General features: G+C 70.7%; 18 protein-coding genes. 5 read left to right on the forward strand and 13 right to left on the reverse strand.

The genetic code is table 11. The features are described 5' to 3' along the window. Nucleotides 1-171 precede the first annotated feature (171 nt). Nucleotides 172-1,854: a sensor histidine kinase gene (locus OHT74_RS04140; protein ID WP_328619360.1), complete on the forward strand. Its 1,683-nt coding sequence runs from the start codon at nucleotides 172-174 to the stop codon at nucleotides 1,852-1,854. A 14-nt stretch (nucleotides 1,855-1,868) separates the two neighbouring features. On the opposite strand, the gene OHT74_RS04145 is transcribed toward OHT74_RS04140, so the two are convergent. Together OHT74_RS04145 and OHT74_RS04150 are read right to left on the reverse strand one after the other, a co-directional pair. Beyond that, nucleotides 1,869-2,366: a pyridoxamine 5'-phosphate oxidase family protein gene (locus OHT74_RS04145; RefSeq protein ID WP_328619361.1), complete on the reverse strand. Its 498-nt coding sequence runs from the start codon at nucleotides 2,364-2,366 to the stop codon at nucleotides 1,869-1,871. 127 nt (nucleotides 2,367-2,493) lie between these two features. Beyond that, a complete protein-coding gene (locus tag OHT74_RS04150) occupies nucleotides 2,494-2,820 on the reverse strand; it encodes an STAS domain-containing protein (RefSeq protein WP_328619362.1) in 327 nt (108 codons plus the stop codon). A 257-nt stretch (nucleotides 2,821-3,077) separates the two neighbouring features. Here OHT74_RS04150 and OHT74_RS04155 point away from each other — a divergent pair, with 257 nt between their 5' ends. Beyond that, nucleotides 3,078-3,785, forward strand: a complete 708-nt coding sequence (locus OHT74_RS04155) for a response regulator transcription factor (protein ID WP_328619363.1) — start codon at nucleotides 3,078-3,080, stop codon at nucleotides 3,783-3,785. A gap of 55 nt (nucleotides 3,786-3,840) precedes the next feature. Here the strand turns inward: OHT74_RS04155 and OHT74_RS04160 are convergent, their stop codons facing one another. Further along, nucleotides 3,841-4,716: a universal stress protein gene (locus OHT74_RS04160; protein ID WP_328619364.1), complete on the reverse strand. Its 876-nt coding sequence runs from the start codon at nucleotides 4,714-4,716 to the stop codon at nucleotides 3,841-3,843. Nucleotides 4,717-4,951: 235 nt separating this feature from the next. On the opposite strand from OHT74_RS04160, the gene OHT74_RS04165 reads away from it, so the two are divergent. Continuing rightward, nucleotides 4,952-7,312: a phosphoketolase family protein gene (locus tag OHT74_RS04165; RefSeq protein WP_328619365.1), complete on the forward strand. Its 2,361-nt coding sequence runs from the start codon at nucleotides 4,952-4,954 to the stop codon at nucleotides 7,310-7,312. Nucleotides 7,313-7,425: 113 nt separating this feature from the next. Here the strand turns inward: OHT74_RS04165 and OHT74_RS04170 are convergent, their stop codons facing one another. The 10 genes from OHT74_RS04170 to OHT74_RS04215 all read right to left on the reverse strand — a co-directional run bounded on the left by OHT74_RS04170 (nucleotide 7,426) and on the right by OHT74_RS04215 (nucleotide 15,354). Beyond that, nucleotides 7,426-7,683 (reverse strand): dsRBD fold-containing protein, encoded by a 258-nt coding sequence (locus tag OHT74_RS04170; protein WP_328619366.1) that lies wholly within the window; start codon nucleotides 7,681-7,683, stop codon nucleotides 7,426-7,428. A gap of 74 nt (nucleotides 7,684-7,757) precedes the next feature. Beyond that, nucleotides 7,758-8,354, reverse strand: coding sequence for an Rv1733c family protein (locus tag OHT74_RS04175; protein ID WP_443047272.1), 597 nt, complete (start codon nucleotides 8,352-8,354; stop codon nucleotides 7,758-7,760). Between the two features lie 42 nt (nucleotides 8,355-8,396). Beyond that, the gene (locus tag OHT74_RS04180; RefSeq protein ID WP_328619368.1) at nucleotides 8,397-8,897 is read right to left on the reverse strand and encodes a flavodoxin domain-containing protein; all 501 of its coding nucleotides are present in this window, start codon (nucleotides 8,895-8,897) and stop codon (nucleotides 8,397-8,399) included. After that, a complete protein-coding gene (locus tag OHT74_RS04185; RefSeq protein ID WP_328619369.1) occupies nucleotides 8,894-9,583 on the reverse strand; it encodes a putative PEP-binding protein in 690 nt (229 codons plus the stop codon). Before OHT74_RS04185 ends, OHT74_RS04180 begins: the two co-directional genes overlap by 4 nt. Continuing rightward, the gene (locus OHT74_RS04190; RefSeq protein ID WP_443047273.1) at nucleotides 9,564-9,791 is read right to left on the reverse strand and encodes a DUF1801 domain-containing protein; all 228 of its coding nucleotides are present in this window, start codon (nucleotides 9,789-9,791) and stop codon (nucleotides 9,564-9,566) included. Before OHT74_RS04190 ends, OHT74_RS04185 begins: the two co-directional genes overlap by 20 nt. 108 nt (nucleotides 9,792-9,899) lie before the next feature. Further along, on the reverse strand, nucleotides 9,900-10,352 hold the full coding sequence (locus OHT74_RS04195; RefSeq protein WP_328619370.1) for a universal stress protein: 453 nt from the start codon (nucleotides 10,350-10,352) through the stop codon (nucleotides 9,900-9,902). A gap of 85 nt (nucleotides 10,353-10,437) precedes the next feature. Next, nucleotides 10,438-12,837 carry a glycoside hydrolase family 65 protein gene (locus OHT74_RS04200; protein WP_328619371.1) on the reverse strand — a complete coding sequence of 800 codons (2,400 nt, stop codon included), beginning with the start codon at nucleotides 12,835-12,837 and terminating at the stop codon, nucleotides 10,438-10,440. Further along, a complete protein-coding gene (locus OHT74_RS04205) occupies nucleotides 12,834-13,589 on the reverse strand; it encodes an HAD-IA family hydrolase (protein WP_328619372.1) in 756 nt (251 codons plus the stop codon). Before OHT74_RS04205 ends, OHT74_RS04200 begins: the two co-directional genes overlap by 4 nt. Then, nucleotides 13,589-14,272 (reverse strand): helix-turn-helix domain-containing protein, encoded by a 684-nt coding sequence (locus tag OHT74_RS04210; protein ID WP_328619373.1) that lies wholly within the window; start codon nucleotides 14,270-14,272, stop codon nucleotides 13,589-13,591. The genes OHT74_RS04205 and OHT74_RS04210 overlap by 1 nt, the downstream gene beginning before the upstream one ends. 5 nt (nucleotides 14,273-14,277) lie before the next feature. Beyond that, entirely contained in the window at nucleotides 14,278-15,354 is a 1,077-nt protein-coding gene (locus tag OHT74_RS04215; RefSeq protein ID WP_328619374.1) for a zinc-dependent alcohol dehydrogenase family protein, read from the reverse strand. A gap of 175 nt (nucleotides 15,355-15,529) precedes the next feature. On the opposite strand from OHT74_RS04215, the gene OHT74_RS04220 reads away from it, so the two are divergent. Next, nucleotides 15,530-15,907, forward strand: a complete 378-nt coding sequence (locus OHT74_RS04220; RefSeq protein ID WP_328619375.1) for an MBL fold metallo-hydrolase RNA specificity domain-containing protein — start codon at nucleotides 15,530-15,532, stop codon at nucleotides 15,905-15,907. A gap of 93 nt (nucleotides 15,908-16,000) precedes the next feature. Further along, a complete protein-coding gene (locus tag OHT74_RS04225) occupies nucleotides 16,001-16,471 on the forward strand; it encodes a cyclic nucleotide-binding domain-containing protein (RefSeq protein ID WP_328619376.1) in 471 nt (156 codons plus the stop codon). Nucleotides 16,472-16,479: the final 8 nt, after the last annotated feature.

Consider the following 16,479-nt stretch of genomic DNA (forward strand, 5'->3'; position numbering starts at 1 on the left):
CCCTCGTCCTGTCGGCGTTCCTACTCGCCGCATCCGGCCCGGCCGCGGCGACCCCTCGCCTGCCGCTCCCCGCCCCGCAAGGCCGGGCTGTCGATACGCTGACTCCGCACGGGGCGGGCAGCGAAGGGGAATCACGTGGGTGTCGGGGATCCGTTGACGCAGGTGCCTCGGATGCGGTTGGACGAGCTGCTCGCCGAGCTCCAAGTGCGTATCGATGCCGTCCGCAGCACCCGGGACCGGGTGCACAGCCTGCTGGAGGCCGTCGTCTCGGTGGGCCGCGAGCTGGATCTGGCCCAAGTGCTGCGGCGGATCGTGGAGGCGGCGGCGCTGCTCGTGGACGCCGAATACGGGGCGCTCGGGGTCATCGGTCCCGACGGCCGAACGCTGTCGCAATTCCTGACCGTGGGGCTCGACGAGGAGGCGATCGCCGACATCGGCCCCCTGCCGGCCGGTCACGGTCTGCTCGGGGAGGTCATCCACCACCCGGAGCCCTTGCGCCTCACCGATCTCGGCGCGCACTCCTCGTCGTACGGGTTTCCGCCGCACCACCCGCCGATGCGCACGTTCCTCGGCGTGCCGATCCGGGTGCGTGACGAGGTGTTCGGGAACCTCTATCTGACCGACAAGCGGGGCGGGGCCGATTTCGACACCGAGGACGAGACGGTGATCTCCACCCTCTCGGTGGCGGCGGGCGTGGCGATCGACAACGCGCGGCTGTACGAGGGGTCGCAGCGCCAGCAGCGGTGGCTCAGGGCCAATGCGGAGATCACCGAGAGCCTGCTGTCGGGCAGTTCCCGTCCGGCGGTGCTGCAGCTCATCGCCCTCCGGGCCCAGGAGATCACGGGCGCCCTGATCTCGGACATCTCCATGCCGGTTCCCGGCGCCGAGGGGTTGTTCGTGGAGCTCGCGGTCGGTGCGGACAGCAAGGCCCGGCAGGGACTCGTCGTCCCCTTCGCGGGATCCCTCTCGGGAACCGCTCACCGGACCGGGCAGCCCGTCACGGTCGTTCACACCTCGGACGACGACCGCTATCCGGCCGATACCCAGACACAGAACGGGCTGGGTCCCGCCGTCGCGGTCCCGCTGGGCACCGCCGGTGGAGAGAGCAGGGGCGTACTCCTGCTCGCGCGCGCAGCCGGCGAGCCCGTCTTCGGCGAGAACGAGTTGGAGCCGCTCGTCGTCTTCGCGGGTCAGGCGGCCATCGCCCTGGAGCTGGCGGAGCGGCGACGTGACGCCGAGCAGATAGCACTGCTGGAGGAGCGCGACCGGATCGCGAGGGACCTGCACGACCTGGCCATCCAGCGGCTCTTCGCGACGGGCATGACCCTCCAGAGCGCCGCACGGCTCGTCGAGCACGAAGGGGCCGCCGAGCGCGTCAGCCGTGCGGTCGACGACCTGGACGAGACCATCAAGATCATCCGATCGACGATCTTCGGTCTGCGCACACAGGACCGCGAGAGCGGACCGGGTCTGCGGGCCCGCGCTGCCCGGGCCGTGGGCGACGCGGCCACCACCCTCGGCCATCCGCCGCGCCTGAGCATGGAGGGCCTGCTCGACACGGACGTCCCGTCCGAGGTGGCCGATCACGTCATGGCGGCGCTGGGCGAGCTTTTGAGCAACGCCGCCCGCCACGCCACGGCGACCCGGGTCGCCGTGGCCCTCAGGGCGGACCCGGGCGAGGTCGTACTGACGGTCTCCGACAACGGCAGGGGCATCCCGGCCCAGGGCCACAGGAGCGGTCTGCGCAACCTCGACGACCGGGCGCAGAGGCTCGGCGGGTCCTTCACCGTGGACGCCCCCGACGAGGGGGGCAGCCGACTCGTCTGGCGGGCGCCGCTCCCCATCGGGGGCTGACGGCCCCGACGCGATCATCCCCGGGCAGCCGGCTCCGGCAGCGTCCGCTCCGCCTCCAGCCGGAATCCGGTGACGAGGTCGGGGCGGATCCGCAGGGCTCGGGTCATGGGGTGTCCCACCCAGGGACGCAGCAGGGAAGCGAACCGGGCCGCCTCGTCGGCGTCGGCCACCGGGCACGCGTAGCCGGTGACGACGACGCTCCAACCGAGGTGCGTGACGGGATCGATGGCGTCCGCTTCGTAGGCGACGACCACACCGGGGGTATCGGCCGGGCCGACGAGGGAGGCGAGCGCGCCGTCGTCGTGGATCCGCACGATGATGTCCTCGCCCTCGACGAGATGGTTGACCGGGCGGACTGCCGGCAGAGCGTGCTGTGTGAAGACGATGCGTCCCAGGGACACCGTCGCCACCAGCCTGAGCGCCTCGGCCCTGTCGAGCTCGCGCATGCACCGGGTGGCCGTCGGGTCGCCATCCTGCCCATCGGTGCGCGGTATGCCTCCGTCCTCATCCATGCTGCGGCCCCTCATCCGGTATCGGTCGGTCCTTGCGGCTTCCGAGTCACCAGCCTCTCTCTCGATCACCACGAGATCCAGGGCCCAACGGTCCCGAGCCGCGCACCGGTTTCGGACACCGCCATGGTCAGGCCACAACGAGCCACAGCACTCCGTCGGCGCCGAGCACCCGCATCGACTTGGCCACCAGAGGCGGCACGTCAATCAGCCGGAGCCGGATTCCGGCCGCGTGGCAGCGGTGGTGCACGCGCAGGAAGAGGTCGATGCCCGCACTGTCGCAGAAGGAGATCCCGGACAGGTCGAGGACGAGGCTGCGGTGACCGGATGCGGCGAGGGCTGTCAGTCGGGGTTCCACCTGCCCCGCCGTGTGGAAGTCGAGTTCTCCGGCCAAGGCGACCCGCAGTTCGCCGTCGGTCCTCACCGCGGTCTTCAGGTCGATCAAGGTGGTCGTCATGGAACCCTCCACGCTGCGTGCGGCTCTGCGGAAGGGCCGCCCCTTTCCCCGTGCGGCACCAGCTCACCGCACGCAGACCGGCCCGGGAAGGTCCACATGCCCCCCGCGCAGGGCCGAAGGTCCCTGTTCCCCGGGTGCCCCATCGCGCGGGAAAGGGGCCGGATGAGGGCCGATCGGCCCTGTCCGTTCGGCTCCTTCGGCAGGCAGGATGCGGGAGTTCGTGCTCCCAGGACGAACCCAGGCGAAGGAGTTGCGTCATGACCGACAGCGGTGGCCCCTCCCCCACCAGGACGCCGATCACGGTCTTCCTCCTCGACGACCACGAGGTCGTACGCCGAGGGGTGCACGACCTGCTGGACGCGGAGCCCGACCTGACCGTGGTCGGTGAGGCGGGCACGGCGGAACAGGCCCTGATCCGCATCCCCGCGCTGCGCCCCCAGGTGGCGGTCCTCGACGTACGGCTCCAGGACGGCGACGGCGTGAGCGTGTGCCGTGAGCTGCGCTCGCGGATGCCCAAGCTGGCCTGCCTGATGCTCACCTCGTTCGACGACGAGGAAGCCCTGCTGGACGCCGTGATGGCGGGCGCCTCCGGGTACGTGCTGAAGCAGATCACCGGAACCGACCTGGTCACCGCCGTCCGCACGGTCGCGGCCGGCCACTCCATGCTCGATCCCGGAGCCACGACCCGGCTGATGGCCCGCATGCGCGGTGACGTGCCCAAGGAGGAGCAGGTCCCGGGTCTGCCCGGTTTCACCGACAGGGAGAAGGAGATCCTCGTCCTGGTCAGCGAGGGGCTCACCAACCGGGAGATCGGCAAACGGATGTACCTCGCAGAGAAGACCGTCAAGAACATCATCTCGCGCCTGTTCACGAAGCTGGGTGTGGAGCGCCGCGTCCAAGCCGCCGTGATCGCCAGTCATATGCTGATCCCGCCGAGCCAGCACCCCGTCCCGACCACGCAATAGCCGGCGGCCGGGCACGCCGTACCGTCGCCTGCCCTCCCGCCTGACCCGGGCCGGGTCAGGAGTGCGGGACCACCGCGACAGGACAGACCGAGTGGTGCAGGACGGCATGGGCCACGGATCCGATGTGCGCCCCCACCGCCGATTCGCGGACCCGGCGGCCCACGACGAGCAGCTGCGCGTCCGACGCGGCGGTGAGCAGCACCTGGCCGCCGCTACCCTGCTCCACGTGCGCGACGACTTCAACCTCCGGGTACCTCGGCCGCCACGGCTCCAGCGCCTGCTCCAGCGCGGCCTTCTCGTACGGCTCCAGGCCACCGAACTGGTCGGCGATCCACATCGACCCGGGGCTGTACGCGTAGACCGGGGGCAGGCTCCAGACGCGGACCGCACGGAGCGGCGCCTTGCGTGCCGCGGCCGCCTCGAAGGCGACGCGCAGTACCTCGGCGGACTCCTCCACGCCGCCCTGCTGTCCGACGACGACCTCGCCCTCCTCCGGCACGGCCGCCGGCCTGCCGTGCGCGGAGCGTACGGAGACGACGGGGCACTCGGCGCCGGCGATCACCTGCCGGCCGTGGGAGCCCATCAGGAAACCGACCAGGGCTCCGTGCCCGCGAGAGCCGATGACCAGCATCTCCGCGTCCTTGGCGGCGTGCAGCAGGGCCGGCACGGGCGCATCGGAGAGCACTTCCGCGGTGAGGTCCAGCCCCGGGTACCGATGGGTGAGCTCGCCCTCCACCTCCTTCAGGACGTCGTCGGCGCGGCGGGCTTCGGTGTCGCGTTGCTGGACGATCGGGCCGGCGAGCGGCTGCCACAGCCAGGCGTGGACCACGTGCAGGGGCAGGTCATGCCGTACGGCTTCCCGCCCGGCCCAGTCCGCCGCCGCCCGGCTCTGAGGGGATCCGTCCACTCCGGCAACCAGGGTGCGCTTCACGAGTCTGTCCTCCGTACCGATGCCGGGGCATCGAGGTCGGTCGTCAGGGGAGCGGCGCCGGCCGGGGGACCGGCACCGCTGACCCCACCCTCCCGGCCGGGCGCCGTGGCACACAGGGGCCAACGGTCCCTCCCCCAGGGCCGGTCCTCCCCTCGCGGCGCCGACTCGGGGAGGGCAGTGTGGAGGCATCGGCTCAGTCGACGAACGTCCCGGACCGTCGTACTCAGGAGCGGGCATGACCTCGTACCCCATCTCGGAGCTCGACGCGCACTGGCGCGCCGCCAACTATCTGGCAGTCGGCCAGATCTATCTCATGGACAACCCCCTGCTCACCGAGCCGCTGAGGCCCGAGCACATCAAGCCCCGACTGCTCGGCCACTGGGGCACCTCCCCCGGCCTGAACCTCGTCCACACCCACCTCAACCGCGTGATCAAAGACCGCTCGCTGGACGCCCTGTGCGTCTGGGGCCCGGGCCACGGCGGTCCCGCCGTCCTCGCCAACTCCTGGCTGGAGGGCACGTACACCGAGACCTACCCGGGCATCACGCGGGACGCGGTCGGCATGGGCGCGCTGTTCCGGCAGTTCTCCTTCCCCGGCGGCGTGCCGAGCCACGTGGCCCCCGAGACGCCCGGCTCCATCCACGAAGGCGGCGAGCTCGGATACGCCCTGGCCCACGCCTACGGAGCCGCCTTCGACCACCCCGGCCTGCTGGTCGCCTGCGTCATCGGGGACGGCGAGGCCGAGACGGGGCCGCTGGCGGCGTCCTGGCACTCGAACAAGTTCCTCGACCCGGTCCACGACGGCGCGGTCCTGCCGATCCTGCACCTGAACGGCTACAAGATCGCCAACCCGACGGTGCTGTCCCGGATCCCCGAGGACGAGCTCGACGCGCTGCTGCGCGGTTACGGGCACGAGCCGCTGTACGTGACCGGCAGCGACCCCGCCCAGGTGCATCACGCCATGGCCCGCGCCATGGAGCACGCCCTGGACCGCATCGCGCTCATCCAGCAGGAAGCCCGGACAGCGGGTACCGGCACGCAGCGCGAGCGCGCACGCTGGCCGATGATCGTTCTGCGCACCCCCAAGGGCTGGACCGGCCCCGCGACCGTCGACGGCGACCCGGTCGAGGGCACGTGGCGGGCTCACCAGGTCCCGCTCGCCGGGGTACGCGAGAACCCCGCCCACCTCCGGCAGTTGGAGGACTGGCTGCGCTCGTACCGGCCGCAGGAGCTCTTCGACGCCAACGGGCGCCCCACCGAGCAGGTCCTCGCCTGCGTCCCGCGGGGCGATCGCCGCCTGGGCGCCGTCCCGTACGCGAACGCCGGCCGACTGCTGCGGCCCCTCCCGCTGCCCGCCCTCGACACCTACGCCGTCCCCGTCGACAAGCGAGGCAGCAGCCTCCACGAACCGACCCGCGTCCTCGGGCACTTCCTGACCCGGATCATGCGCGACACTGCCGAGCGGCGGGACTTCAGAGTCGTCGGACCGGACGAGACCGCCTCCAACCGGCTGGACGACCTGTACGACGCCACCGGCAAAGCCTGGCAAGGCATGATGGAGGCGACGGACCGGAACCTGTCCCGCGACGGCCGGGTCATGGAGATCCTGTCCGAACACGTCTGCCAGGGCTGGCTGGAGGGCTACCTCCTCACCGGCCGCCACGGACTCTTCTCCACCTACGAAGCCTTCGCGCACATCGTCGACTCCATGGTCGGCCAGCACATCAAGTGGCTGAAGACCTCGCGCGAGCTGTCCTGGCGGGCACCGATCGCCTCCCTCAACTACCTGCTCACCTCGCACGTCTGGCGCCAGGACAACAACGGCTTCTCCCACCAGGACCCCGGCTTCGTCGACCACGTCCTCAACAAGAGCCCCGAAGTCGTACGGGTCTACCTGCCGCCGGACGCCAACACCCTCCTCGCCGTGGCCGATCACGCCCTGCGCAGCCGCGACCAGGTCAACGTGATCGTCGCCGGGAAACAGCCCTGCTTCGACTGGCTGCCGCTGGACGAGGCCCGCACCCACGTGACGCGCGGCGCCGGCGTCTGGGAGTGGGCGGGCACCGACCACGGCTCCCGCGAACCGGACGCCGTACTCGCCTGCGCCGGCGACGTACCCACCATGGAAGTGCTGGCCGCGGCGGCCCTGCTCCGCGAGCACCTTCCCTCACTGGCCGTCCGCGTCGTCAACGTCGTCGACATCGCCCGGCTCATGCCCCACGAGGAACACTCTCACGGCATGACGGACACCGAGTACGACGCGCTCTTCACCACCGACAGGCCGGTGATCTTCGCGTACCACGGCTATCCGTGGCTGATCCACCGCCTCGCCTACCGCCGCACCGGCCACCCGAACCTGCACGTGCGCGGGTACAAGGAGTCCGGCACGACGACCACCCCCTTCGACATGGTCGTGCGCAACGACATGGACCGGTACCGGCTCGTGATGGACGTCATCGACCGCGTCCCGGGCCTCGCCGGCCGGGCCGAGGGGCTGCGCCAGGCCGTGGCCGACCAGCGCATCCGCCACCACAGCTGGATCCGCGAGCACGGCACCGACCTCCCGGAGGTCGCGGACTGGTCCTGGCCGTACTGAGCCCCACCCCGGACTGCGGCGCCCTGTGGCCGCGTCCGGAAATCGACCGATGCTGCGGCCGACGGCGCGAACTTGGACGCCCGTCGACCCCGCACCCAGTACCGCCTGAACTCTCAGTGCCGCGGTGCGGTCCCCGCTGCCGCCATGTCGCCGTAGGCGGTGCGCTTGAGCTGTTCCGCCAGGTTCTCCAATGCCCGGGCGGCCGCGAGTTCGTCGCCGATCTCGGGCACGTCCTTGTCCGTCGGGTTGCAGCGCGCGGTTCCGTGGCCGGTGAGGTGGGTGGTTCCGGTGTCGAGTTCGATGCGGACCTTGGTCGTGTGCTCTTCCTCGAAGAGGTGGACGCGGGTCTTCCATTCGGCCGTGTGCGACATGGTGTGCCTCCGATGGGTGCAGGAGCGGTGGTGCCGGCGCCGGGCCCAGCGCCGGATCCGGGCCGGCGGCGGTCTCAGTCATCGCCGGCTCCGTGGCCGGGGTGCAGGCGGCCGGACCAGAGGGGCTCGATGCCTGCCCACTCGGATTCCCAGGCCCGTGCGCTGCGCGCGTCCACGATGCGGAGGCGCACGGCGACAAGGGCGCCGCCGGCGAACACGATCCCGGCCAGAGCTCCGGTGCCGATGCCCACCGCGTTCAGAGCGACGTCGGCCTGGCCGGGCGGCGCGGTGGCCGCACTGCCGTTTCCGTCGACCCACACGCGGACCGTGTCACCGTTCCGGGTTCCTGCCGGAACGGGGATGGTTTCCGTGTGCGGGCGCTGCGAGGGGTAGTGCCACGTGGCGGTCGCGACGGTTACGGGCCGACTGCTCGGCTGGTCTCCCGCTCGGTAGCCGGTCTCGCCGATCGTGGTGGCCGTTACGGTGTGCCGATGGCGCGCGATGTTCTCAGCGGTGCGGTGGCCGTCCGTCCAGGCGACCCGCCCGAGGGCAAAACCGGCGACCACTGCCAGCAGGCAGGTCAGCGCGAAGGCGGCATGCATACGGGTCCGGGTGCGGTCGGCATCCCGCCTGAGCGGGTTGGCCCCCGTCCTTTTCGTCCGGTGGTGCATGGCACGCCTCCGTGCTGGTGCGTGCCGAGCAGGGCCGTCCCTTCAGGCGGCGACGAGCTCGGCGCTGATGTGGTGCGCCCAGTTCTCGATCCGCTCGGGGTTGCGGAAGTCTCCGCCCTTGCCCTGGCGGGTCAACGCCTTGGCGAGGAAGCCCGGGGTGTGGGCCGTGATGCTGCCGCCGAAGGTCATGTGCTCGCGCGCTCCGACCAGCTGCATCTCCCGGGCGACCGCGGAGACCGGGGGGATGTCGTGTTCCTCGGCCGAGCGGTCGAGCGGACCACTGCTGAACATCCACACCGGGCGGTGCCGCAGGGAGTCGGCATTGCGTTCGGCGCAGTGCTTGGCCTTGCTGCTCCAGTGGCCGGCGTAGAGGGAGCCGCCGAGGACGACGGCGTCGTAGGCGCGGACGTCGTGGACATCGGCGGCGGGCAGTACGACGGCGTCGAGACCGTCCTCGCGCAGGGTCACCGCGATCTGTTCGGCGATCCCTGCGGTGGCGCCGTGCTTGGTCCCGTAGGCGACCAGGACTCGCTTGGTGCTCATGGCGGGTGCTCCTTGGCTCCATGGTGCGTTGCTGATGCCACTGTCACGCGGCCGACGGCTGGTCCGCTTGGGCCGGACGGATCCCTACGGGGGACCATTCGGTCCTCCCCGTAGCGCCGCTCCTCGGCGACGGCGACGTGCTGCTTGACGGCGGCGAAGCTGTCGGGTGCGACGGAGATCGAGTCGATTCCAACGCGGACGAGGAAGGCGGCGTAGGCCGGGTCGTCGCTGGGCCGCTGTCCGCACAGGCCCACCAGACGTCCCAGGGTCTGGACCCGTGGGAGGAGGATCCGGATGAGGTCGGTGACGGCCGGGTCGTTCTCCTCGAAGACGTGGGCGAGGGCTTCGGAGTCGTGGTCGACGCCGAGGGTGAGCTGGGTGAGGTCGTTGCTGCCGATGGAGAAGCCGTCGAAGCGTTCGGCGAAGTCCTGGGCGAGGAGGATGTTGGAGGGGATCTCGGCCATCACGTAGACCTTGAGGCCGTTCTCGCCGCGCCGTAGTCCTTCAGCCGCCATGACCTCGAGGACCTTGTCGGCCTCTTCCAGGGTGCGGCAGAACGGGATCATGACGATGACGTTGGTCAGGCCCATCTCCTCGCGCACCCGGCGAAGGGCCTGGCATTCGAGGGCGAAGTCTTCCCGGTAGCCGTCGCTGTGCTCAGAACCATCAGCGGGTACGTCGCCCACTCCGCGCCAACAGGTCGAAGTCGATGCTCGCCGGCCTGCGGAACCGCAGGCAGCCCTTGCCCATGTTCTGCTCGGCCAGCCGCTCCTCGAACGCTTCACGAACGTCACTGCGCATGAGGTAGAAGGAGATGGAGATGTACTGCTTCTGGCTGGCAAACGCGATCTCACAGGCGCCGTCGCGCTCGTATGCAGGCATCCCGTAGGCCATGACCTCGTCGAAGCCGACCAGCTCCTCGGGGAACCTCAGTCAGGTAGCCGTCGCCGCTTGCCTTGCGCTGCACCATTACGTGAGGTCATGCCGGATTCAAAGGGCCCATCAATGTTCGACGGGTACGTCCGCCCGGACGATGGTGATCGGACACGGCGCGTGGAGCGCCGTCTGATGGCTCACGGAACCGAGCAGAGCTCGGCTGAAGCCACCTCGACCGCGGCTGCCCACGACCAGCATGTCCGCATCCTCTGCCGCATCGACCAGGACATCGACCGGATTGCCGCGCACCAGGCGCTGGTGCACGGAGGAGGCGCCGTCCTCGCCGAGAACCGTGCGGACCTCCTCGACCAGCCGGCGCTCGGCCTCCTCCTCGTCGAACGTGGCGTCCACCGCCGGAGCCGACCACGATGCGGCACCGGGCAGGTCCCACGCCGCGACCGCCTCTACTCGCCCGCTCACCAGCCCTGCGTACCGGACCGCCCAGCGCAGCGCGGCCTGGGACGAGGGCGATCCATCGACGCCCACCACGATCCGCGGAGCCTCTTGCTGCCTGTTCATCCCGTTCCACCCTTCCGACGGCTGATATATCCACAGTGTGCGCATCACGAACGCAGCGCCACGTGAGGACGCGGCGGTTGCCGGGTCAGCCCTTGGGGAGCCGGAACCACCGTTCCTGGCCTGCGGCTATGCGTTCGTGCCGGTCGCCGGGCAGGACCAAGGGCACCGGGCCCAGGAGTGACGAGGGGACGCTGATGCCGAGCCGGCCGGGCCGGAACCGGATACGGATGTTCCGGTGTCCGAGGTAGGAGATCGAGAACGAGGACCCGGGCACTTCGGAGAGGGGCACCGGGTCTATGTGCAGGCCGTCGCCGTGGGGCTCGAGTCCGACGATGCCGCGCTCGACGAGGTCGAGGGTGCCTCCCATGGCGCCGAGGTGGATCCCTTCACCGGTGGTGCCGCCTTGGACGTCTGTGATGTCACTGAGCAGGGCTTCCTGGCAGTAGCGCCAGGCATCCGGGCCCTGTTCCCGGGCGAGGACCCAGCCGTGGACGAGGCTGCTCAGCGTGGATCCGTGGCAGGTCCGCCGCAGGTGGTAGTCCATCGTCCTGCGCCAGAGGTCGTCGTCGAGGCTGTAGCCGAGCCGAATGAACAGTTGTTCGAGTTCCATGGGGCGGAAGAGGTAGCCGAGCATGAGGGTGTCGGCCTGCTTGGACGCCTGGTAGCGGTTGGGCGTGTCGCCTTCGGCTTCCAGGATGCGGTCTAGGCGGCGGATGTCGTGGTAGCGGGCGCGGTAGCCGTCCCAGTCCAGCTCGGCGAGGTCCCCGTAGCCGTGGAACTGGCTGATCACGTCGCGATGGAACGGCACGTACAGGCGGTGGGAGACGTCCTCCCAGACGGTGAGGTCGTCGGGGCCGATGCCCAGTTGCGTGAGGAGCTCGACGCGTCGGGCGGCCGGGAGTTCCCCGTACAGGTCGAGGGCGCGGGCCAGTACCCACGCGGCGGTGACGTTGGTGTAGGCGTTGTCGTCGATGCCGGGAGCGGCGGCGTCCGGGTAGGCATCGTGATACTCGTCCGGGCCGACGACGCCGCGGATCCGGTAGCGGCCGAGGCTGGTGTCCCACGTCGCCGCGTCGGCCCAGAAGTGGGCTATGTGAAGGAGGAGTTCGACGCCCGCCCCGTGCATGAATCCGGCGTCGCCGGTGGCCTGGCCGTACCGCCACACGTTCCAGGCGATGGCCGACCCCACATGGTGCTGGAGGTGGGAGTGGTCCGGCAGCCAGCGGCCGGAGTGCGGGTTGAGGTGCAGCCGCTGGGTCTCCTCCGCTCCGGAACTGCCGCTCTGCCAGGGGAACATCGCGCCACGCTTCGTGGCTCGGCGGGCGGCCTCCCGGGCCTCGGAGAGCCGTCGGTGCCGGTACATCAGCAGGGCCCGAGCGGTCTCGGGGAAGTGGAGGGCGAGGTAGGGCAGGACGAACAATTCGTCCCAGAAGACGTGCCCCCGGTACGCCTCGCCGTGGAGGCCACGGGCGGGGACGCCCGCGTCGGTTTCAGCGGTGTTGGGAGAGAGGGTCTGCAGCACATGGAAGGCATGCAGACGCAGAACCCTGCCCGTCTCGCCCGGTACCTTCAACTCGCCGTCGCTCCACAGGCATTGCCAGGATGCCCGGTGGGCGGACAGCAGGGAGGGGAAGTCCGGGGCGTGTGCGGCGCACTCGATGCTCCGCCGCACGGGATCGGCCAAGGGACGGTCGAGTGAGCTGCACAGGGCTGCGGTCTTCACGACGACGACCTGGGCAGCTCGCTCGATGGGCAGGACGAACGTCTGCGTGGCGGTGGCAGCTGTGCATGCGCTGCCAACCGGTACCAGAGGGCGTGCTGATGTCCGGACCGCGAGACCGATCCCTACTCGGGAGGTTGTGGTGGTGCAGCCCAGCCAAGCGAAGCCCTCAGCCTCTGCACCCGCCCGGTGCTCGACGAGATGCCGCCCGTCCAGGGCGCGGTAGCGGTCGACACCCGAGTTGGTGATGTCGCCGTCGAGCACGGATTCGATCTCGATCTCGCCGTTCCAGCCGTACGCCCGGAAGACGGTCCGCTGGGCGGCCAGGTTCGGGTCTCCCATGTGGACGAGACGGGTGTGGGTGACGGCCAGGCGGCGCCCTTCGGCGTCGTGGAACAGCATCCGGCGCGTGAGTGTGCCGGCTCGCAGGTCCAGGGAGACGTGGCAGTGCCGCAGGCTGGGGTGGTCCGGGGTGAGCCAGTCGCCGCGCTCGGCATCGTCGGGCAGGCAGCGGTACCGCAGGGCGGTCCAGTCGGGCAGTCGGACCATGTCCTCGTTGGCGACCGTGTGTCCGGCGACCCGTGAGGTAAGCCGGTCGTAGCAGCCGGCGAGGTAGGTGCCCGGGTAGTGGATGTCATCGGCGACGCACTCGGGGGCAGACCCGCGCGTGGCGAAACGGCCGTTGCCCAGTGTGCACAGGGACTCGACCAGCCGCTCGGTCTTGGGGTCGTAGCGGTGGTACTCCCAGCTCCAGGGCGTGGTCACAGCCGCCTTCCTTCGAGTGCGGCGGGCAGTCCGCCGAGGTCGGGGAGAAGGAGGTGGGCGCCGTGCGCGCGCAGGGCGTCCGCCATCTGGGGGTCGTCATCACGGTTGAGGCCGACGACCAGGTGGAAGCGGCCTCGGCGGCCTGCGTCGACGCCGGCGAGCGCGTCCTCCACCACGGCCGCTCGGGCAGGGGCGGCGCCGATCCGCTCGGCGGCTTCGAGGAAGAGGGCCGGATCAGGTTTGCCCGGCAAGGCCAATGCCGCCGCGTCCTGGCCGTCCACCACGGCATTGAACAGACCGATCAGGTCGGCTGAGTCCAAGAACGAGCGGGCGTGCCGTGACGCCGAGACGGCCGCGCATCGGATCGCCTGTCCCCGTAGTCGCAGGAGCACGGGCCGGACCTCGTCGAACGCCTCCACGCCATCGGTCCGCAACATCGCGGAGAAGACGTCCTCCTTGCGGGCGGCGACGGCGTGGACGGTGGCGCACCCAGGTGGATCCTCGGGTGTCCCGGGTGGAAGGTCGATGCCGCGGGCCGTGAGGAAGGCCCGCACGCCGTCGAGGCGGGACCTGCCGTCCACCAGTTCGCGGTACTCACGGACGGCGTCGAACTGGCGCGGTGGTTCACGGGTATGCGGCTCCCATTCGGCGAGGCAGCCGTCGAACGTCTCCTTCCAGGCGGCCGCGTGGAAGCCCGCCGTGGCGAGGAGCACTCCGTCCGTGTCGAAGACGACCGCACCCACCTCGTTCATCACTCATGCACCACGCGGCGGCCGGTGAGTCGGACCGGCGTGAGCTTCATCCAGTGGGTACGGGCGCCGCCGGCCCAGGGATGGGACCGGGCCGTGGCGTTGAGGTGGTGGAGGTCTTCCGCGTCGGTGACGGGTGCCAGTTCGCCCACGGCCAGGACGCTCCATCCGCTTGCGGTGACGTCGTCGATGTTGTCGATCTCGAAGGCGGCCTCGGTCCCCGCTGCTCTGGCGGCGGTCGCTCCCTCAGCGGTCCGGAAGGCGATGTCGGATCCTGCAACCAGGTAGTTGACGGGGAGAACGGCCGGGCCGTCCGGAATGAAGACGGCGATGCGGCCCACGTCGTGAGTGGCAAGAAGCCGTCGGCATTCGGTCTCGTCCAGCGATACGAGCGAGCTGTCGCGCCGGGCGGTGGACCGGCCCGGCACACGCTCGGCGCTCGCGCCGGTCAGGTCCTCGACGGTGAGGCCGAGCGCGTCGGCGATGCGGAGGAGGGTGCTGATGGCCGGGGACGAAGCGTGGTCCTCCAGATAAGCGATGTAGTTCGCGTCGGCTCCGCACTTCTGGCCGAGTTGCTCGCGGCTCAGGCCGAGTGCGTTCCTGCGGGCCGCCAGGCGGCGGCCCAGGTCGGTGCGTCCGGTCTTCTCGCCGGACGGCTGCGGCTGGGTGCTCGGCGTGCTCTTCACGGCACTCACGCTCCCTGGGGAGGCACGGCGAGCGTGTCGTGCTGCGGTCCGCCGAGCACGACCTTGAGGGCGCCGGTTTCACCGGCGCGCGAGAAGACGTCGTACGCCTCTTCCATCTGGTCCAGCTCGAAGCGGTGGGTGACCATCGCGGCCCCGGGGAGGCGTCCGGCGGCCATCATGCGCAACAGCATGGGAGTGGAGTGGGTGTCGACGAGTCCGGTGGTGATGGTGACGTCCTTGATCCACAAGTCTTCGAGGTGGAGGACGGCGGGCTTGCCGTGAACGCCGATGTTGGCGACGTGTCCGCCCGGGCGGACCATGCGGGTGCACATCTCGAACGACTCGGGAACACCGACCGCCTCGATGACCACGTCGGCGCCCAGCCCCTCGGTCAGGTCTTCGACCAGCCGCTCGGGCTCCTCCTGCGCGCTCGCGGTGGCGTCGGCACCGAGGTCACGCGCGGCGGTGAGCCGGGAGGCGGCGAGATCGACGGCGATGATGCGCCCGGGGCTGTAGAGCTGGGCGGTGGCGATGGCGGCCAGGCCGATGGGGCCGACTCCGACCACGACGACGGTGTCTCCGGGGCGCACGTTGCCGTTGAGCACGCCGACCTCGTAGGAGGTCGGGAAGATGTCGGCGAGCAGCACGGCGTCGTGGCTGGCCAGTGCGCTGGGCAGCGGGTGGACGGAGAGGTCGGCGAAAGGGACGCGTACGTATTCGGCCTGGGTGCCGTCGATGGTGTGGCCCAGGACCCAGCCACCGCCTCCGCGGCACTGGCCGTAGTGGCCTTCGCGGCAGAAGCGGCAGCGGCCGCAGGCGGAGATGCAGGAGATCAGGACGCGGTCCCCGGGACGTACGGTGCGGACGTCGCCGCCGGCCTCGACCACGGTGCCGACGGCCTCGTGGCCCAGGACGCGGCCGGGGGTCACCTCGGGTACGTCGCCCTTGATGATGTGCAGGTCGGTGCCGCAGATGGTGACGGCGTCGACCCGGACGATCGCGTCGGCGGCGTCCTTGATCGCGGGGTCCGGGACGTCCTGCCAGGAGGTCTGCCCGGGACCGTGGAAGACGAGTGCCTTCATGGCGCGGCCTTCTCTCTGTGCTGTGCGGTAGGGGTCACTGACAGGCTGTGCCCCCGCTCCTGCCGCCCGCTTGGGCCTGTCGGTCCCCTACCGGGGCCCGGTAGGGACCCTCCCCGTGCTCGCGGCGGATGCGACGGTGGAATCCGGCATCCGTCCCGAAAGGAGGGCTGGTGCCATGTCCCAGCCAGCCCCTGCCTCCACCGCGCGTCCGGCCCTGCTGCGCTTCCTCGGCGGGGTGCGCACGGTCACCGGCAGCAAGTTCCTCGTCGAGAGCGACCACGCCCGGATACTCGTCGACTGCGGGCTCTTCCAGGGTGTCGCGGACCTGCGCCGCCGCAACTGGGACACCGAAATCGCCGACGTCCCGCACTTCTCGGCCCACGCCGACGCCGGCCAGATCATCGACTGGCTGCGCTCCGCCCCCGCCCCGCACACCACCTACCTCGTCCACGGCGAGGAGAGCGCCTCCGAGACCCTGCGGGACCGGATCGACCACGAGCTGGGCTGGACGGCCGTCGTCCCCAAGTCCGGGGAGGCCGTCCTGGTCCGCTGACCGGGGCCGGACGGCCCTGCGCAATGCACCGCGCGGCCCTCCCGGCCCCATGGCCCGCGGAGCACGGTGAGGACGAAGGGTTGGAGGCACTCCATGAGCACCATGCACAGCATCCTGGAAGCGATGGCACCGGAAGCCCGTGAGGCCCTGCTCGCCCACTCCCACCAGGTGACGTTCCCGGCCGGCACCCGCATCTTCAAGGAGCACCAGCGGGCCGATAAGTTCTGGATCATCCAGTGCGGCACCGTGGACCTGGACACGCACGTCCCCGGCCGCAAGAACGCGATCGTCGACAGCCTCGGCTACGGCGAGCTCCTCGGCTGGTCCTGGATGTTCCCTCCCTGCAGCCGGCACCTCGGTGCCACCGCATCCCATGACGTGCGCGCCCTCGAATTCGACGCGCCGGCCGTACGGGAGTTGTGCAAGGAGGACTCGGACGTGGGCCGGTCCGTCGCCATCGCCGTGGCCGCCGTCATCGCCGACCGGCTCGACTCCGCCCGGACCCGGCTCCTCGACCTGTTCGCCCCCTACGGCAGCGGCCGGCCGCTCGCCTACACCCGCTGAGGAACCCT

The sequence above is a fragment of the Streptomyces sp. NBC_00354 genome, from assembly GCF_036106915.1.
GTDB lineage: Bacteria > Actinomycetota > Actinomycetes > Streptomycetales > Streptomycetaceae > Streptomyces.